Genomic DNA, 14,341 nt, shown 5'->3' with positions numbered 1-14,341 from the left:
CCAGGGCGCCGAGCCATTGCTATGTCACCGGGCCCGGATTGAACAGCGCAAGCGCGTTGGTCAGCTTCCAGTGTTCGGCCCAGGTCTCGCGGCCGCTCGCCACGTCAAGCATGAGACGGAAGAGTTCCCAGCCCACGTCTTCGATCGTCGCTTCGCCGGTTGCGATGCTGCCGGCGTCGACGTCGATCAGATCGTGCCAGCGTTGCTTCAACTCGCTGCGCGTCGAGACCTTGATGACCGGCACGGCAGCAAGCCCGTAGGGCGTGCCGCGGCCGGTGGTGAAGACGTGCAGCGTCATGCCGGAGGCCAATTGCAGCGTGCCGCAGACAAAATCGCTGGCCGGCGTTGCCGCAAAAATCAGCCCTTTTTGGCTTACCCGCTCACCCGGCGCGAGCACGCCCGCGATCGGGCTGGTGCCGGACTTGATGACGGAACCCATCGCCTTCTCGACGATGTTGGACAGGCCGCCCTTCTTGTTGCCCGGCGTGGTGTTGGCGCTGCGATCGGCTTCGCCGCCGGCGAGATAGCGGTCATACCAGGCCATCTCGCGCACCAGGGCGTCCGCAACATCCTGGTTCGTCGCGCGCGGCGTCAGCAGGTGGATGGCGTCGCGCACTTCGGTGACCTCGGAGAACATCACGGTCGCGCCGGCGCGCACCAGGAGATCGGCGGCAAAACCCAGCGCCGGATTGGCGGTCACGCCCGAGAACGCATCGCTGCCGCCGCATTGCATGCCGACCACCAGCGCCGACGCCGGGCAGGTTTCGCGCTGGCGCCGGTTCAAGATCTTGAGACGCGCATCGGCCATCTGCACGATGTCCTCGACGATCTCGCCGAAACCGGTGAGGCCTTCGTCCTGCATGCGCATGATTTCGTCGTCGGCGTTCATGCCCTCGGGCAGCAACAGCTCGGGCTGCAGCTTCTCGCAGCCGAGGCCAACGATCATCACCTCGCCGCCAAAATTGGGATTGCGGGCGAGGTTCTGCAGCGTGCGGATCGGGACGGCGGCGCCCGGCGCGTTGATCGCGACCCCGCAGCCATAGGCATGCGTGATCGCCACTACGTCGTCGACATTGGGATATTTCGGCAACAGCTCCTTGCGAATCCGGTCGAGCGCGAACTCGACCGTGCCGGCGACGCATTGCACGCTGGTCGAGATCGCGAGGATGTTGCGGGTGCCGACCGAACCGTCGGCATTGCGAAAACCTTCGAACGTGTAGCCTTCCAGCGGCGGCAGCCTGATCGCGCCGCCGTTCGGCGTCGGCAGATTGTCGAACGAGGGTGCGTCGGGCATCTGTACCAGCGATTCCTTGACCCAACTGCCCTTAGATATCGGCGCTGCGGCGCGGCCGATGACCTCGCCGTAGCGGCGAATGACTTCGCCTTCGCCGATATCGGCGAGGGCAACCTTGTGGCCTTGCGGAATCTGCTCGACCAGCCGCAAGCCGCACGCGAATTCGGCGCCCGGGTGCAGACCGCCGTGGTTCGCGACGATTGCGACGTTATCGTCCGCGTGCATGCGGATGTAGAGCGGGTTCGCGGTGACGGGCTGCATGTCGAATCCTTGTTCACGGGCGGCATCAGGCAACGCGTAGCTGCGCCGCCTGATCGAGGCAATCAAGGTCAAACCGCGCATGCAATCAAGCGGCCTTCCGCCAACAAGCCGGCGGATGTGAGTTCGCCGTCTAGTCCGCACGGGACGCAAATCCTGGCTGGTGAGGGTCATCGGCTGGAGCCCAATAGTAAAATAATATTACTAGTCAGCGCCAATCTTCCGTGAAATATTGCCCGCGCTGTCGCCAATAGGCAGCTTCAAAGGTGCCTTGATACCGAATTCGGAGATGCAGGCACTCTGAACAAACATTTTGGGAGAATGCGCCTCATGACCTCCAAAGCCCTCCTTGCGGCCACCGCCCTGGTCGCCATCACCCTTTCGCTTCCCGCAACTGCTGCCGAACTGACCGTCGGCTTTTCCCAGATCGGATCAGAATCCGGCTGGCGTGCGGCGGAAACCTCCGTCTCAAAAACCGAGGCTACCAAGCGAAAGGTCACGCTCAAGATCGCCGACGCCCAGCAGAAGCAGGAGAACCAGATCAAGGCGATCCGCTCCTTTATCGCGCAAGGCGTTGACGCCATCTTCCTCGCGCCGGTCGTGTCGAGCGGCTGGGATGCGGTGCTGAAGGAGGCCAAGGAAGCCAAGATCCCGGTCGTGCTGCTCGATCGCGACATCGATCCGTCGGGCAAGGAACTCTATCTCACCGCCGTCACCTCGGACAGCGTGCACGAAGGTGCGGTGGCCGGCGAATGGCTGGCGAAGACGGTGGGCGGCAAGGCATGCAATGTCGTCGAGCTGCAGGGCACGGTCGGCGCGAGCGTCGCGACCAACCGCAAGAAGGGTTTTGACAGCGTCGTCGCCAAGAACGCCAATCTCAAGGTGGTGCGCAGCCAGACCGGCGATTTCACCCGCGCCAAGGGCAAGGAAGTGATGGAAAGCTTCATCAAGGCCGAAGGCGGCGGCAAGACGATCTGCGCCGTCTACGCCCATAACGACGACATGATGGTCGGTGCGATCCAGGCGATGAAGGAAGCCGGCCTCAAGCCGGGCAAGGACGTCCTGACGGTGTCGATCGACGCGGTGCCCGATATCTTCAAGGCGATCGCGGCCGGCGAGGCCAACGCCACCGTGGAGCTGACGCCGAACATGGCAGGTCCGGCGCTGGACGCCATCATGGCCTTCAAGGCGAAGGGAACGGTGCCGCCGAAGTGGATCCAGACGGAATCGAAGCTCTACACGGCTGCCGACGATCCGCAGAAGATCTACGACAGCAAGAAGGGCCTCGGCTACTGATCGGCCGGCGTTGCGCCGCCGGGTCTCAAGCCAGCCCCGGCCCGGCGGCAAAAGCCTTCTCGACGAATCCGCCTCATGAGGCGAACATGCCGGGCGTTCGCGCTTGATGCGAACGTCGGTAGGAGTGATGCCGGCATGAATGCAAGTTCCGACCCTGGTTCAGCTTTGCTGGAGGTGCGCGGCCTGAGCAAAAGCTTCGGCACGCTGCGCGCCCTGCAGGAGGTGGATTTCACCTTGCGGGCCGGCGAAATTCACGCGCTGCTCGGCGAGAACGGCGCAGGCAAGTCCACCCTGATCAAGGCGGTGACCGGCGTCTTCCCGCGCGACGCCGGCATCGTCAGGCTCGGTGGCGCCGAGGTCGCGCCGCGCTCGGCCAAGGCAGCGGTCGATGCGGGAATTGCGACGGTCTATCAGGAGGTCAATCTGCTCCAGAACCTGTCGGTGGCGCAAAACCTCTTTCTCGGCAGGCAGCCGACGCGGTTCGGTCTGGTGCGCGAGGCCGAGATGCGCCGCTGCGCCACCGAACTGCTTGCGGAGTTCGACCTGCATATCGATGTCGCCGAGTCGCTCGGAAACTATTCGGTCGCGGTTCAGCACATCGCCGCGATCGCGCGCGCCGTCGACCAGTCGGCGCGGGTGCTGATCCTCGACGAGCCGACCGCTAGCCTCGATCGCCATGAGGTCGAGATTCTTTTCGCGGTGATGCGCAAGCTCGCGTTGCGCGGTATCGGCGTTGTCTTCGTCACGCATTTTCTCGATCAGGTCTATGAGATCTGCGACCGCATCACGGTTTTGCGCAATGGCCGGCTGATCGGCGAGCGGACGACCGCCGAACTGCCGCGGATCGAGTTGATCCGCATGATGCTCGGGCGCGAACTCGCCGAGACGACGAGTGAGCGCGCGGCGGCGCAGGTGCGGGAGGTGGGGGAGATCTGCGCGCATTTCGAAAATTACGGCAAGGCCGGCTATGTCGCGCCGTTCGATCTCGCGCTTCGCCGCGGCGAGGTGGTTGGCCTCGCCGGCCTGCTCGGGTCGGGGCGCACCGAAACCGCGCGGCTGGTGTTTGGCGCCGAGCGCGCCGACAGCGGCAGCGCCACGGTTGAAGGCACGCCGGTCCGGCTGCAATCGCCGCGCGATGCGGTCGCGCATGGCTTCGGCTATTGCTCGGAAGAGCGCAAGACCGAGGGCATCATTGCCGATCTCACCGTGCGCGAAAACATCGTGCTGGCGCTGCAGGCCAAGCGCGGCCTCGCAAAACCGCTGTCGCGCGCCGAGCAGGAAGAGATCGCCGTGCGTTTCATCAGGCTGCTCGACATCCGCCCGCCGGAGCCGGAGCGCCCGATCGGCCTATTGTCCGGCGGCAACCAGCAGAAGGTGCTGCTCGCCCGCTGGCTCGCCACCGCGCCGCGCGTTCTGGTGCTCGACGAACCGACCCGTGGCATCGATGTCGGCGCCCACGCCGAGATCATCCGCCTGATCCGCGAATTGTGCGACGACGGCCTGGCGCTGCTGGTGATTTCTTCCGAGCTCGACGAGATCGTGACCTATTCCGACCGGGTAATCGTGCTGCGCGATCGCAGCCACATCGATGAGCTGGAAGGGGAGGCCATCGACGTCTCCAATATTCTTGCGGCAATTGCCGCAGCAAGCACCGCCGGTGCGGAAGCCGGGCCATCATGATGCCAAGCCTGCTGCAAAGACTGCTGCAAAGCCGTGGCGTTGCCCAGATCATCGCCTTGCTGGTGATCCTCGCGGTCGACCGCGCCGTCTCGCCGCAATTCTTCGATCTGCGGATGCAGGACGGCCGACTGTTCGGCAGCCTGATCGACGTCCTGAATCGCGGCGCACCGGTCGCGCTGCTTGCTTTGGGAATGGTGCTGGTCATCGCCACGCGGGGTATCGACCTGTCGGTAGGCGCGGTCATGGCGATATCAGGCGCCATTGCCGCGAGCCTTGCCGATGCCCACGGCCTGCCGCTGGCGCTCGCCGCAGCCCTCGGCGCTGGATTGCTATGCGGGCTGTGGAACGGCTTTCTTGTTGCGGTACTCGGTATCCAGCCGATCGTCGCCACCTTGATCCTGATGGTGGCGGGCCGGGGCGTTGTGCAGCTCATTACCGAGGGCCGCATCGTCACCTTCACCGCGCCTGACCTGGTCTGGCTCGGCAACGGCGCGCTGCTCGGCGTGCCGGCGCCGGTCGTGGTCGTGCTCGGCATGTTGATCGTCACCGGTGCGGTGGTCCGTGGCTCCGCGCTCGGCCTGTTGATCGAGGCGACCGGCGGCAATGCAAGGGCGAGTGAACTGGCCGGGATCGGGACGCGCGGCATGATCCTCGCGGTCTATGTCTGGTGCGGCCTGTGCGCGGCGCTCGCCGGCGTGATTGCCGCCGCCGATATCATGGGCGCGGACGCCAACAATGCCGGGCTCTGGCTCGAGCTCGACGCGATTCTGGCGGTGGTGATCGGCGGCACCTCGCTGTTCGGCGGGCGTTTCAGCCTGGTGCTGGCGATGGTCGGCGCGCTGATCATCCAGGCCATGAACACCGGCATCCTGCTGTCGGGCTATCCGCCGGAGTTCAATCTCGTGGTGAAGGCGGCTGTCGTGCTGGTCGTCCTGCTGCTGCAGTCGCCGCGCTTTGCCAATGCCGGGGCCGCGCTGGGGAGGGCCCGCCAATGAGGGGTCTGCCGCCGGTCGCGATCACGGCCATTGTTTTCGTCGTCGGATTTGCACTCTGCACGGTGCAATTTCCCAATTTCGCTTCCACCCGGGTGGCCGCCAATTTGCTGACCGACAACGCCTTTCTCGGCATCGTCGCCACCGGCATGACCTTCGTGATCATTTCCGGGGGCATCGACCTGTCGGTCGGCTCGGTGATCGGCTTCACCACCGTATTCGTCGCGCTGGCGATCGAGCGTCTTGGTGTGCCGCCGCTCGTTGCCTTCGCCGCGATCCTGCTGCTGTGCGCCGCCTTCGGCGCGGCCATGGGCGCCGTCATCCATTTCTTCGACATGCCGCCCTTCATCGTCACGCTGGCGGGCATGTTCCTCGCCCGCGGCGCCAGCTTCCTGATGTCGACGGAATCAACGCCGATATCAGCGCCGCTCTATTCGACCGTGTCGGATTTCGCGCTCCGGCTACCCGGGGGAGGCCGGCTGACGGCAATCGCCCTCATCATGCTGGCGGTGGTCGCGGCGGGGGCCGTGCTGCTGCATTTCACCCGTTTCGGGGCCAACGTCTATGCGCTCGGCGGCAGCCGCGCGACCACGGCCCTGATGGGCATTCCGGTCGGATCGATGACGGTGCGCATCTATATGCTGTCGAGCGTCCTTGCCGGGCTCGCCGGCATTGTGTTCTCCTTCTACACCGCGGCGGGCTACTCGCTGTCGGCCGTCGGCGTCGAACTCGATTCCATTGCGGCTGTGGTGATCGGCGGCACCTTGCTGACCGGCGGGCAGGGATCGGTGGTCGGCACGTTGCTCGGCGTGTTGATTCAGGGCCTGATCCAGACCTACATCAATTTCGATGGAACCTTGTCGAGCTGGTGGACCAAGATCGTGACCGGTATCCTGCTTTTCGCGTTCATCGCCCTGCAGCAGGCCATGCTGGGCATCGCCCGCCGCGCCGGCCCCCGTAAGGCAGGAGTCCAGAAATCATGACGTCCCGGCTTGTCGTCATCCCGACGCGGCGCGCGCATTCCAACCACGCCGAGGTTGCCCGCAGCATCGGCGTCGACATCATCGCCGGCCGTTACGCCGAAGGCGGCCGTCTGCCGGGCGATGCCGAACTCACGGCGATGTTCGGCGTATCGCGGCCGGTGTTGCGCGAGAGCGTCAAGACCCTGGTTGCGAAGGGGTTGCTCACCACCAAGGCGCGGGTTGGCACCGTGGTGCGCGAGCGCGGCGCCTGGAACATGTTCGATGCCGATGTGCTGGCCTGGCATCTCGACGCCGGCATCGACCGGCGCTTTCTCAACGATCTCGCCGAGATTCGCCTCGCCGTCGAACCGCGCGCGGCTGCGCTCGCCGCTGGCCGGCGCTCGGAGGCCGACATCGCCGAGTTGCACCGGAGCATCGCGCGAATGCGGGCGGAGGCCTCCGACTCCGTTGGTTTTGCCGACGGCGATCTTGCCCTGCACCTGGCCGTCGCCAACGCCTCCGGCAATTTGTTCATGCGCTCGATCGGCAACGTTATCGAGGCGGCGTTACGCGCCTCGTTCCTGCTCAGCGCGCCGGTCGAGACGCAGGACCGCGAGACAGTGCTGCTGTGGCATCAGCGCATTGTCGATGCGATCGAGAGCGGCGATGCTGAGGCGGCGACCGCCGCCATGGCCGAGGTGATCCACAATGGATTGCGTCGTCATGAGGGGGCTCCGGCATCGTCCGGTGCCGCATCTGCGACCCCTGCGGCAGTCGAGCCTGGAGAGCAATCATGAGCCCGCTTCGCGTCGCTATCGTCGGCTTCGGCAAGATCGCACGCGACCAGCATGTGCCGGCGATCGCTGCGACTGACGGCGTGGAGCTGGTTGCCGTCGCCAGCCGCAATGCCTCGCTTCCCGGCGTGCCGCATGCGGCGACGCTCGATGAACTGTTGCGCGACGGTCCGCCGATCGACGCGGTGGCGCTATGCACCCCGCCGCAGGTTCGCCACGCGCAGGCGGCAATGGCGCTTGCCGCCGGCAAGCATGTGATGCTGGAAAAACCGCCCGGCGCGACGGTCGCTGAAATCACTCCGCTCGTGACCGCCGCGAGGGCAGCGCAACGCACGCTGTTCGCCACCTGGCACTCGCGGTACGCACCGGCGGTCGAGCCGGCGCGGCAATTGCTGGCCGGCCGAAAGGTCACGGCTGTGAAAATTACCTGGAAGGAAGACGTGCGGGTCTGGCATCCGGGGCAGGCCTGGATCTTCGAGGCAGGCGGGCTCGGCGTGTTCGACCCCGGCATCAACGCGCTTTCGATCCTGACGTGGATCTTGCCGCAGTCATTGTTCGTGACGTCGGCCGATCTCGCATTCCCCGCCAATCGCGACGCGCCGATCGCTGCAACCCTCGCGCTCAGCGATGCGCAGGGGCTGAAGATCACGGCCGAATTCGACTTCCTCCAGACCGGCCCGCAGAGCTGGGACATTGATCTCGACACCGACGGCGGCCCGGTCACGCTTTCCATGGGCGGGGCGAGGTTGCGGGCAGGGGGCAAGCAACTCGTCGATGCCCCGGACGCCGAATATGCCGGGCTCTATCGCCGCTTCCGCGAGCTCTGCGCAACCGGGGAGACCGACGTCGATCTCGCGCCGCTCCAGCTCGTTGCCGACGCGTTCCTGCTGGGACGCCGCCGCACGGTAGAGCCCTTCGAGGACGCGACATGCACGTGTCTTCCATTCCTCGTGTCGCGTGTTCCACCTTCGGGCTGCTGCCCGACGGCACCGAAGTCGAACGCGTTACGCTGCACGCCGCCGATGGACTGGAAGCGCGCATCATGACCTATGGCGCGTCGCTGCAGGCAATGCTGGTGCCCGATGTTGCCGGACGTCGCGACGACATCGTGCTCGGCCATGACGCGTTCGAGGGATATCTCGCCCGCCGCCAGTTTTTCGGCGCAACCGTCGGGCGTTACGCCAACCGCATCGCCGGCGCGCGCTTCAGGCTCGACGGCACTGACGTGCAACTCGTGGCAAATAACGGCGCCAATGCGTTGCATGGCGGGCCGGAGGGCTTCGATCGCCGCAACTGGCGCATTGTCGCGATCGAGGATGGCGCTCATCCGGCCGTGACGCTTGCGTACACCAGCGCCGATGGCGAGGAAGGTTATCCCGGCACGCTGGAGGTGGAGGTGACCTGGCGGCTTGCCGGGCCGATGGAACTAGTGCTCGACATGACGGCGCGGACCGATCGCCCCACCGTGGTCAATCTGACCAATCACAGCTTTTTCAATCTGGCCGGTGCGCGGTCGGGCCGGAGTATTCTCGATCATCACCTTACCGTGGCCGCCGATCATTTTATCGCCATCGATGCCGGCGCGATCCCGCTGCCGCAGCCGCCCAGTGCGGTAACGGATACGCCGTTCGACTTCCGGGCAGGCGTCGAGATCGGCGCGCGGATACGTAACGACCATCCGCAACTGCGCGCGGGCCGCGGCTATGATCACAATTTCTGTCTCGACCCGGCCAGCGGCGCGCCTCGTTTCGCCGCGCGGCTCGCTGAGCCTGCATCCGGCCGCGTGCTCGAGCTGTTCACCAATCAGCCTGGCCTGCAGGTCTATTCCGGAAACTTTCTCGACGGCTCTACCGCCGGAAAGGGCGGTCGCCTCTATCGGCAGTCCGATGCCATGTGCCTCGAGCCGCACGCTTGGCCCAATACACCCAATCGGCCCGACTTTCCGACCGCGCGGCTTTCGCCGGGCGAAGTCTATCGCCACACCACGCTGTACCGCTTCACGCATGCGATCCAGGGCGCAATCGGGACACAATTCGAGGTAGAGTTGCCTGGAGGGAGCGGGCAATGATCGGCGATCATACAATGGAAGAGGTACCGACGAGCGTTCTCTGCGACGAGCAGTGCCATCTTGGCGAGGGGCCGACCTACGACGCCGTCACAGATACGGCCTGGTGGTTCGACATCGTCGAACGGCGGCTGTTCGAGGCGCGGCTTGATACCGGCCGGATCACCATCCATTCGTCGAACGGCGGCTGTTCGAGGCGCGGCTTGATACCGGCCGGATCACCATCCATTCCCTCGGCGTGATGGGCAGCGCGCTTGGGCGGATCGACGCGCTTCGCCACCTCCTCGTTGCCGATGACGGCCTCTATATCCGCGATGCGGCCGATAGGCGGATGACGCTGTACTGTCCGCTGGAAGCCGACAATGCCGCAACGCGTTCGAACGATGCCCGGGTTCATCCGTCCGGCACGTTCTGGATCGGCACCATGGGCCGCCGCGCCGAGCGGGGGCTGGGCGCCATCTATGCGCTGCATCGCGGTGAGCTGTCGCGCCTCTACGACCACATCACGATCCCGAACGCGATCTGTTTCTCGCCGGACGGGACTGTCGGCTATTTCGCCGACACGGGTAAGAACATCCTGTTCCGCGTCGACCTCGATGCGGCGACCGGCCTGCCGCGCGGCGAGCCCGCCGCGCTGGTCACCCGCCGGGGCGGTGGCGGCATCGACGGCGCGGTGGTCGATGCCGACGGGCTGATCTGGAACGCGCGCTGGGGTGGCGGCTGCATTGATGTCTACAGTCCGCAAGGCGAGCATCTGCGCAGCCTGCGTGTGCCGGCCCGGCAGTCGAGCTGCCCTGCCTTTGTCGGGCGGGATTTCTCACGGCTGCTCGTTACCTCGGCCTGGCAGGGAATGGCCGAGGAAGCGAAACGCGCCGATCCCGGCCATGGCCGCACCTTCGTGCTCGATGTCGCCGCGCCTGGCCGCCCTGAACCAGACGTAAAACTTGCAACGGCTTGATGGAGGAACACGAGGCGCGCACAAACGTGCGAGAAACGACTGAGTTTCAAGAGCCGCATTCAGCGGTCTGACGATCCGGAACCATAGATCCTCGATGATCAAAGGGAGTGAAACATGACTAGTCTGAAGACCACATTGTCCGTCCTTGCGCTGGCAGCAACCATGGCCGCGACGGCGGTGACCGGCGCGTTCGCCCAGGGCAAGGGAACCGTCGGCATCGCGATGCCGACCAAATCGTCGGCGCGCTGGATCGACGATGGCAACAATATTGTAAAAATCCTGAAGGAGCGCGGCTACGGCACTGACCTGCAATATGCCGAGGACGACATTCCGAACCAGCTCTCGCAGGTCGAGAACATGGTGACCAAGGGCGCCAAGGTGCTGGTGATCGCGGCGATCGACGGCACCACGCTGTCGGACGTGCTGAAGCAGGCCAAGGCCAAGGGGATCACGGTCATCGCCTATGATCGGTTGATCCGCGACACGCCCAATGTCGACTACTACGCCACGTTCGACAATTTCCAGGTCGGCGTGCTGCAGGCGCAGTCGATCGAGCAGGGGCTCGGGCTGAAGGAAGGCAAGGGGCCCTTCAATGTCGAATTGTTCGGTGGCTCGCCGGACGATAACAACGCCTACTTCTTCTACAATGGTTCGATGTCGGTGCTGCAGCCCTATATCGACAACGGCAAGCTGGTGATCGGCAGCGGCCAGAAAGGCATGGACAAGGTCTCGACCCTGCGCTGGGACGGCGCCACCGCCCAGGCACGCATGGAGTAACCTGCTGAGCGCGTTCTACGGCCGCAAGCGGGTCGATGCGGTGCTGTCTCCCTATGACGGGCTCTCCATCGGCATTCTCTCGTCGTTGAAGGGGGTCGGCTATGGCAGCGGCAACATGGCGATGCCTGTTGTCAGCGGGCAGGATGCCGAAGTGCCGTCGATCAAGTCGATGCAGCGCGGCGAACAGTATTCGACCATCTTCAAGGATACCCGCGATCTCGCCCGCGTCACTGCCGACATGGTCGACGCAGCCCTCAGCGGCAAGGAAGTGACCGTCAACGACACCAAGACCTACAATAACGGCGTCAAGGTGGTACCTTCCTATCTCCTGAAGCCCGTCGTCGTCGACAAGAGCAACTGGGAGAAGGTGCTGATCGACAGCGGCTACTACAAGCGTTCGCAGTTCGACTAACAAGCAACGGCGGCGCCGGCGATCACCGGCGCCGCCACCTGCCTGTATGCGACCGCAACGAGATAGACAGATAATGGACGTGATGGCGCGATGACCGCAATTCTCGAAATGCGCGGCGTAAGCAAGAGTTTTTCCGGCGTGCAGGCCCTGCGCGACGTCAACTTCACGGTGGAGGCCGGGCAGATCCATGCGCTGGTCGGCGAGAACGGCGCCGGCAAGTCGACCCTGATGAAGGTTCTCAGCGGCGTCTACCCCCATGGTGACTACGAAGGCAGCATCATCTTCGACGGCGAGGAACGGCGCTTTCGCGACGTCAATGATTCCGAAGCGCTCGGCATCATCATCATTCATCAGGAACTGGCGCTGATTCCGCTGATGTCGATCGCGGAGAACATTTTCCTGTCGCATCCGCCGTCGCGCCTTGGCGTGATCGACCGTGACACGGTCTACCGCCGGACCCAGGAACTGCTCGCCCAGGTCGGCCTCACCGAGATGCCCGATACGCTGGTGACGGACCTTGGCGTCGGCAAGCAGCAATTGGTGGAAATCGCCAAGGCCTTGTCCAAGAGGGTGCGACTATTGATTCTCGACGAGCCGACCGCCAGCCTGAACGAGAACGACAGCGCCGCACTACTGGATCGTCTGCTTGCGTTCCGCGCCCAGGGCATCGCCTCGATCCTGATCTCGCACAAATTGTCGGAGGTTGCCCGTGTGGCCGACCGGATCACGGTGCTGCGCGACGGCCGCACCGTCGACAGCATCGATTGCCGGGCCGAGCCGGTGGAAGAGGATCGGATCATCCGCAGCATGGTCGATCGCGACCTTGCCCATCGCTTTCCGCAGCGCACCGCCACGATCGGCGAACCGGTCTTCGCCGTTCAGGACTGGACAGTGTACCACCCACAACACCGGGAACGCCTGATAATAAAGGGCGTCGATTTCGAGGTCCGGCGCGGCGAGGTGGTCGGAATCGCCGGGCTGATGGGCGCTGGCCGCACCGAATTCGCCATGAGCCTGTTCGGCCGGGCCTGGGGGGATCGGATCACCGGCCGCATCTGGCTCGATGGCAGGGAAGTCAACCTGTCTGATGTGGCGGCGGCGATCGACGCCGGCCTCGCTTACGTCACCGAGGACCGCAAGCAGCTCGGCCTGATCCTGGACAGCGACGTCCGCAAGAACATCACGCTGGCAAGCCTCGGCCGCGTCGCGCCGAAAGGCATGATCGATGACATGTCCGAGCTGCGCGTTGCGAGCGACTACCGCACCCGGATGCGGATCCGCTGTTCCGATGTCTATCAGGAGACCGGTCAGCTCTCCGGCGGCAACCAGCAGAAGGTGGTGCTGTCGAAATGGCTGATGACCGATCCGAAAGTATTAATCCTCGACGAGCCGACGCGCGGCATCGATGTCGGGGCAAAATACGAAATCTATTGTATCATCAACGAGCTCGCCGAGGCGGGCAAGGGAGTGGTGATGATCTCGTCGGAGATGCCGGAGCTGCTCGGGGTCTGCGACCGCATTTGCGTGATGAATGACGGCGCCTTTGTCGGAGAATTCGCCGCCGCCGAGGCCACCCAGGAAAGGATCATGCGCGCCATCATGCGCAACAAGGAAATGGACAAGAAAGTACTTCAGGGAGATTTGCGGCCATGACCGACAAGGCGGTTGCGCTGCCCGGGCACACCGGCTTCATCAAGAACAATCTGCGCAATTACGGCATGCTGCTGTCGCTGTTTGCGATCATGCTGTTCTTCCAGGTCATGACCGACGGCACGCTGCTGCAGCCGCTGAACCTGACCAACCTGGTGCTGCAGAACAGCTACATCGTGATCATGGCGCTCGGCATGCTGCTGATCATTGTCACCGGCCATATCGACCTGTCGGTGGGCTCGGTCGCGGGCTTCGTCGGCGCCGTCGCCGCGGTGCTGATGGTGCGCTATCACATTGCCTATCCGCTGGCTTTCCTCGCCTGCCTGCTGGTTGGTGCGCTGATCGGCGCCGCGCAGGGCTATTGGGTGGCTTATTTCAAGATCCCGTCCTTTATCGTGACGCTGGCCGGCATGCTGGTGTTCAAGGGGCTGGCGCTCGCGATCCTGGCAGGCCAGTCGGTCGGACCGTTTCCGCCGACCTTCCAGAAACTGTCCTCGGGCTTCATTCCCGAATTGTTTCCCGGCGCCGGCACGCTCTATCCGACGTCGCTGTTGATCGGTGCCGTATTGGCAGTGGCCCTTGTCTATACCAGCGCCAAGAGCCGGGCACGGCAGGCCTCGCACGGCATCGAGGTCGAGCCCTTCGGCTTCTTCGTCGCCAAGAGCGCGGTGCTGTTCGCCGTGATCGTGTTCTTCGCCGGCCTGATCGCCTCGCATCGCGGCCTGCCCAACGTGCTGGTGATCATGACGGCGCTGATCGCGCTCTATGGCTTCGTCACCACCCGCACCGTGATTGGCCGCCATATCTATGCCATCGGCGGCAACGCCAGGGCCGCGAGCCTGTCCGGCATCAAGACCGAGCGGCTGACGTTTCTGACCTTCGTCAACATGGGCGCGCTGGCGGCTTTGGCCGGCCTCGTCTTCGCCGCGCGGCTCAATACCGCGACGCCGAAGGCGGGAGCCGGCTTCGAGCTCGACGTCATCGCGGCCTGCTTCATCGGCGGCGCGTCCGCCTATGGCGGCGTCGGCAGGGTCGGCGGCGCGGTGATCGGGGCCATGATCATGGGGGTCATGAACAACGGCATGTCCATCCTTGGCATCGGCATCGACTACCAGCAGGTGATCAAGGGGCTGGTGCTGCTCGGCGCCGTCTGCCTCGACGTCTACAACCAGCGGAGATAGCGCGGCTGGCGGCCTGGCGCGC

Annotated in this window: 10 protein-coding genes and 2 pseudogenes; 11 read left to right on the top strand and 1 reads right to left on the bottom strand. The window is 64.7% G+C overall.

The features are described 5' to 3' along the window. Positions 1–19: 19 nt before the first annotated feature. Positions 20–1,555 carry a galactarate dehydratase gene (gene garD, locus V1293_RS10850; protein WP_334516694.1) on the bottom strand — a complete coding sequence of 512 codons (1,536 nt, stop codon included), beginning with the start codon at positions 1,553–1,555 and terminating at the stop codon, positions 20–22. A gap of 327 nt (positions 1,556–1,882) precedes the next feature. On the opposite strand from garD, the gene ytfQ reads away from it, so the two are divergent. The 11 genes and pseudogenes from ytfQ (at position 1,883) to mmsB (ending at position 14,319) form a co-directional block, all read left to right on the top strand. Continuing rightward, on the top strand, positions 1,883–2,848 hold the full coding sequence (gene ytfQ, locus V1293_RS10845) for a galactofuranose ABC transporter, galactofuranose-binding protein YtfQ (RefSeq protein WP_108512932.1): 966 nt from the start codon (positions 1,883–1,885) through the stop codon (positions 2,846–2,848). Between the two features lie 135 nt (positions 2,849–2,983). Then, a complete protein-coding gene (locus V1293_RS10840; protein WP_334509257.1) occupies positions 2,984–4,528 on the top strand; it encodes a sugar ABC transporter ATP-binding protein in 1,545 nt (514 codons plus the stop codon). After that, positions 4,528–5,523 carry an ABC transporter permease gene (locus V1293_RS10835; RefSeq protein ID WP_334516693.1) on the top strand — a complete coding sequence of 332 codons (996 nt, stop codon included), beginning with the start codon at positions 4,528–4,530 and terminating at the stop codon, positions 5,521–5,523. The genes V1293_RS10840 and V1293_RS10835 overlap by 1 nt, the downstream gene beginning before the upstream one ends. Further along, positions 5,520–6,503: a galactofuranose ABC transporter, permease protein YjfF gene (gene yjfF, locus V1293_RS10830; RefSeq protein WP_334509256.1), complete on the top strand. Its 984-nt coding sequence runs from the start codon at positions 5,520–5,522 to the stop codon at positions 6,501–6,503. The genes V1293_RS10835 and yjfF overlap by 4 nt, the downstream gene beginning before the upstream one ends. Further along, positions 6,500–7,279, top strand: a complete 780-nt coding sequence (locus V1293_RS10825; RefSeq protein ID WP_334509255.1) for a FadR/GntR family transcriptional regulator — start codon at positions 6,500–6,502, stop codon at positions 7,277–7,279. The genes yjfF and V1293_RS10825 overlap by 4 nt, the downstream gene beginning before the upstream one ends. Then, entirely contained in the window at positions 7,276–8,322 is a 1,047-nt protein-coding gene (locus V1293_RS10820) for a Gfo/Idh/MocA family protein (protein WP_334509253.1), read from the top strand. Before V1293_RS10825 ends, V1293_RS10820 begins: the two co-directional genes overlap by 4 nt. Next, the gene (locus V1293_RS10815) at positions 8,205–9,344 is read left to right on the top strand and encodes an aldose epimerase family protein (protein WP_334509251.1); all 1,140 of its coding nucleotides are present in this window, start codon (positions 8,205–8,207) and stop codon (positions 9,342–9,344) included. The genes V1293_RS10820 and V1293_RS10815 overlap by 118 nt, the downstream gene beginning before the upstream one ends. 14 nt (positions 9,345–9,358) lie before the next feature. Then, positions 9,359–10,299 (top strand): annotated as a pseudogene (locus V1293_RS10810) (SMP-30/gluconolactonase/LRE family protein). A gap of 114 nt (positions 10,300–10,413) precedes the next feature. Continuing rightward, positions 10,414–11,488 (top strand): annotated as a pseudogene (gene chvE, locus V1293_RS10805) (multiple monosaccharide ABC transporter substrate-binding protein). Between the two features lie 90 nt (positions 11,489–11,578). Further along, a complete protein-coding gene (mmsA, locus tag V1293_RS10800; protein ID WP_334509249.1) occupies positions 11,579–13,141 on the top strand; it encodes a multiple monosaccharide ABC transporter ATP-binding protein in 1,563 nt (520 codons plus the stop codon). Beyond that, entirely contained in the window at positions 13,138–14,319 is a 1,182-nt protein-coding gene (gene mmsB / locus V1293_RS10795; protein WP_334509247.1) for a multiple monosaccharide ABC transporter permease, read from the top strand. Before mmsA ends, mmsB begins: the two co-directional genes overlap by 4 nt. The last annotated feature ends 22 nt before the right edge of the window (positions 14,320–14,341 follow it).

It is taken from the genome of Bradyrhizobium sp. AZCC 1693 (genome assembly GCF_036924745.1).
In the GTDB taxonomy this organism is placed as follows: domain Bacteria; phylum Pseudomonadota; class Alphaproteobacteria; order Rhizobiales; family Xanthobacteraceae; genus Bradyrhizobium.
Note: the sequence above shows the minus strand (reverse complement) of the source record. Positions and strands in the feature narration are given on the sequence as shown.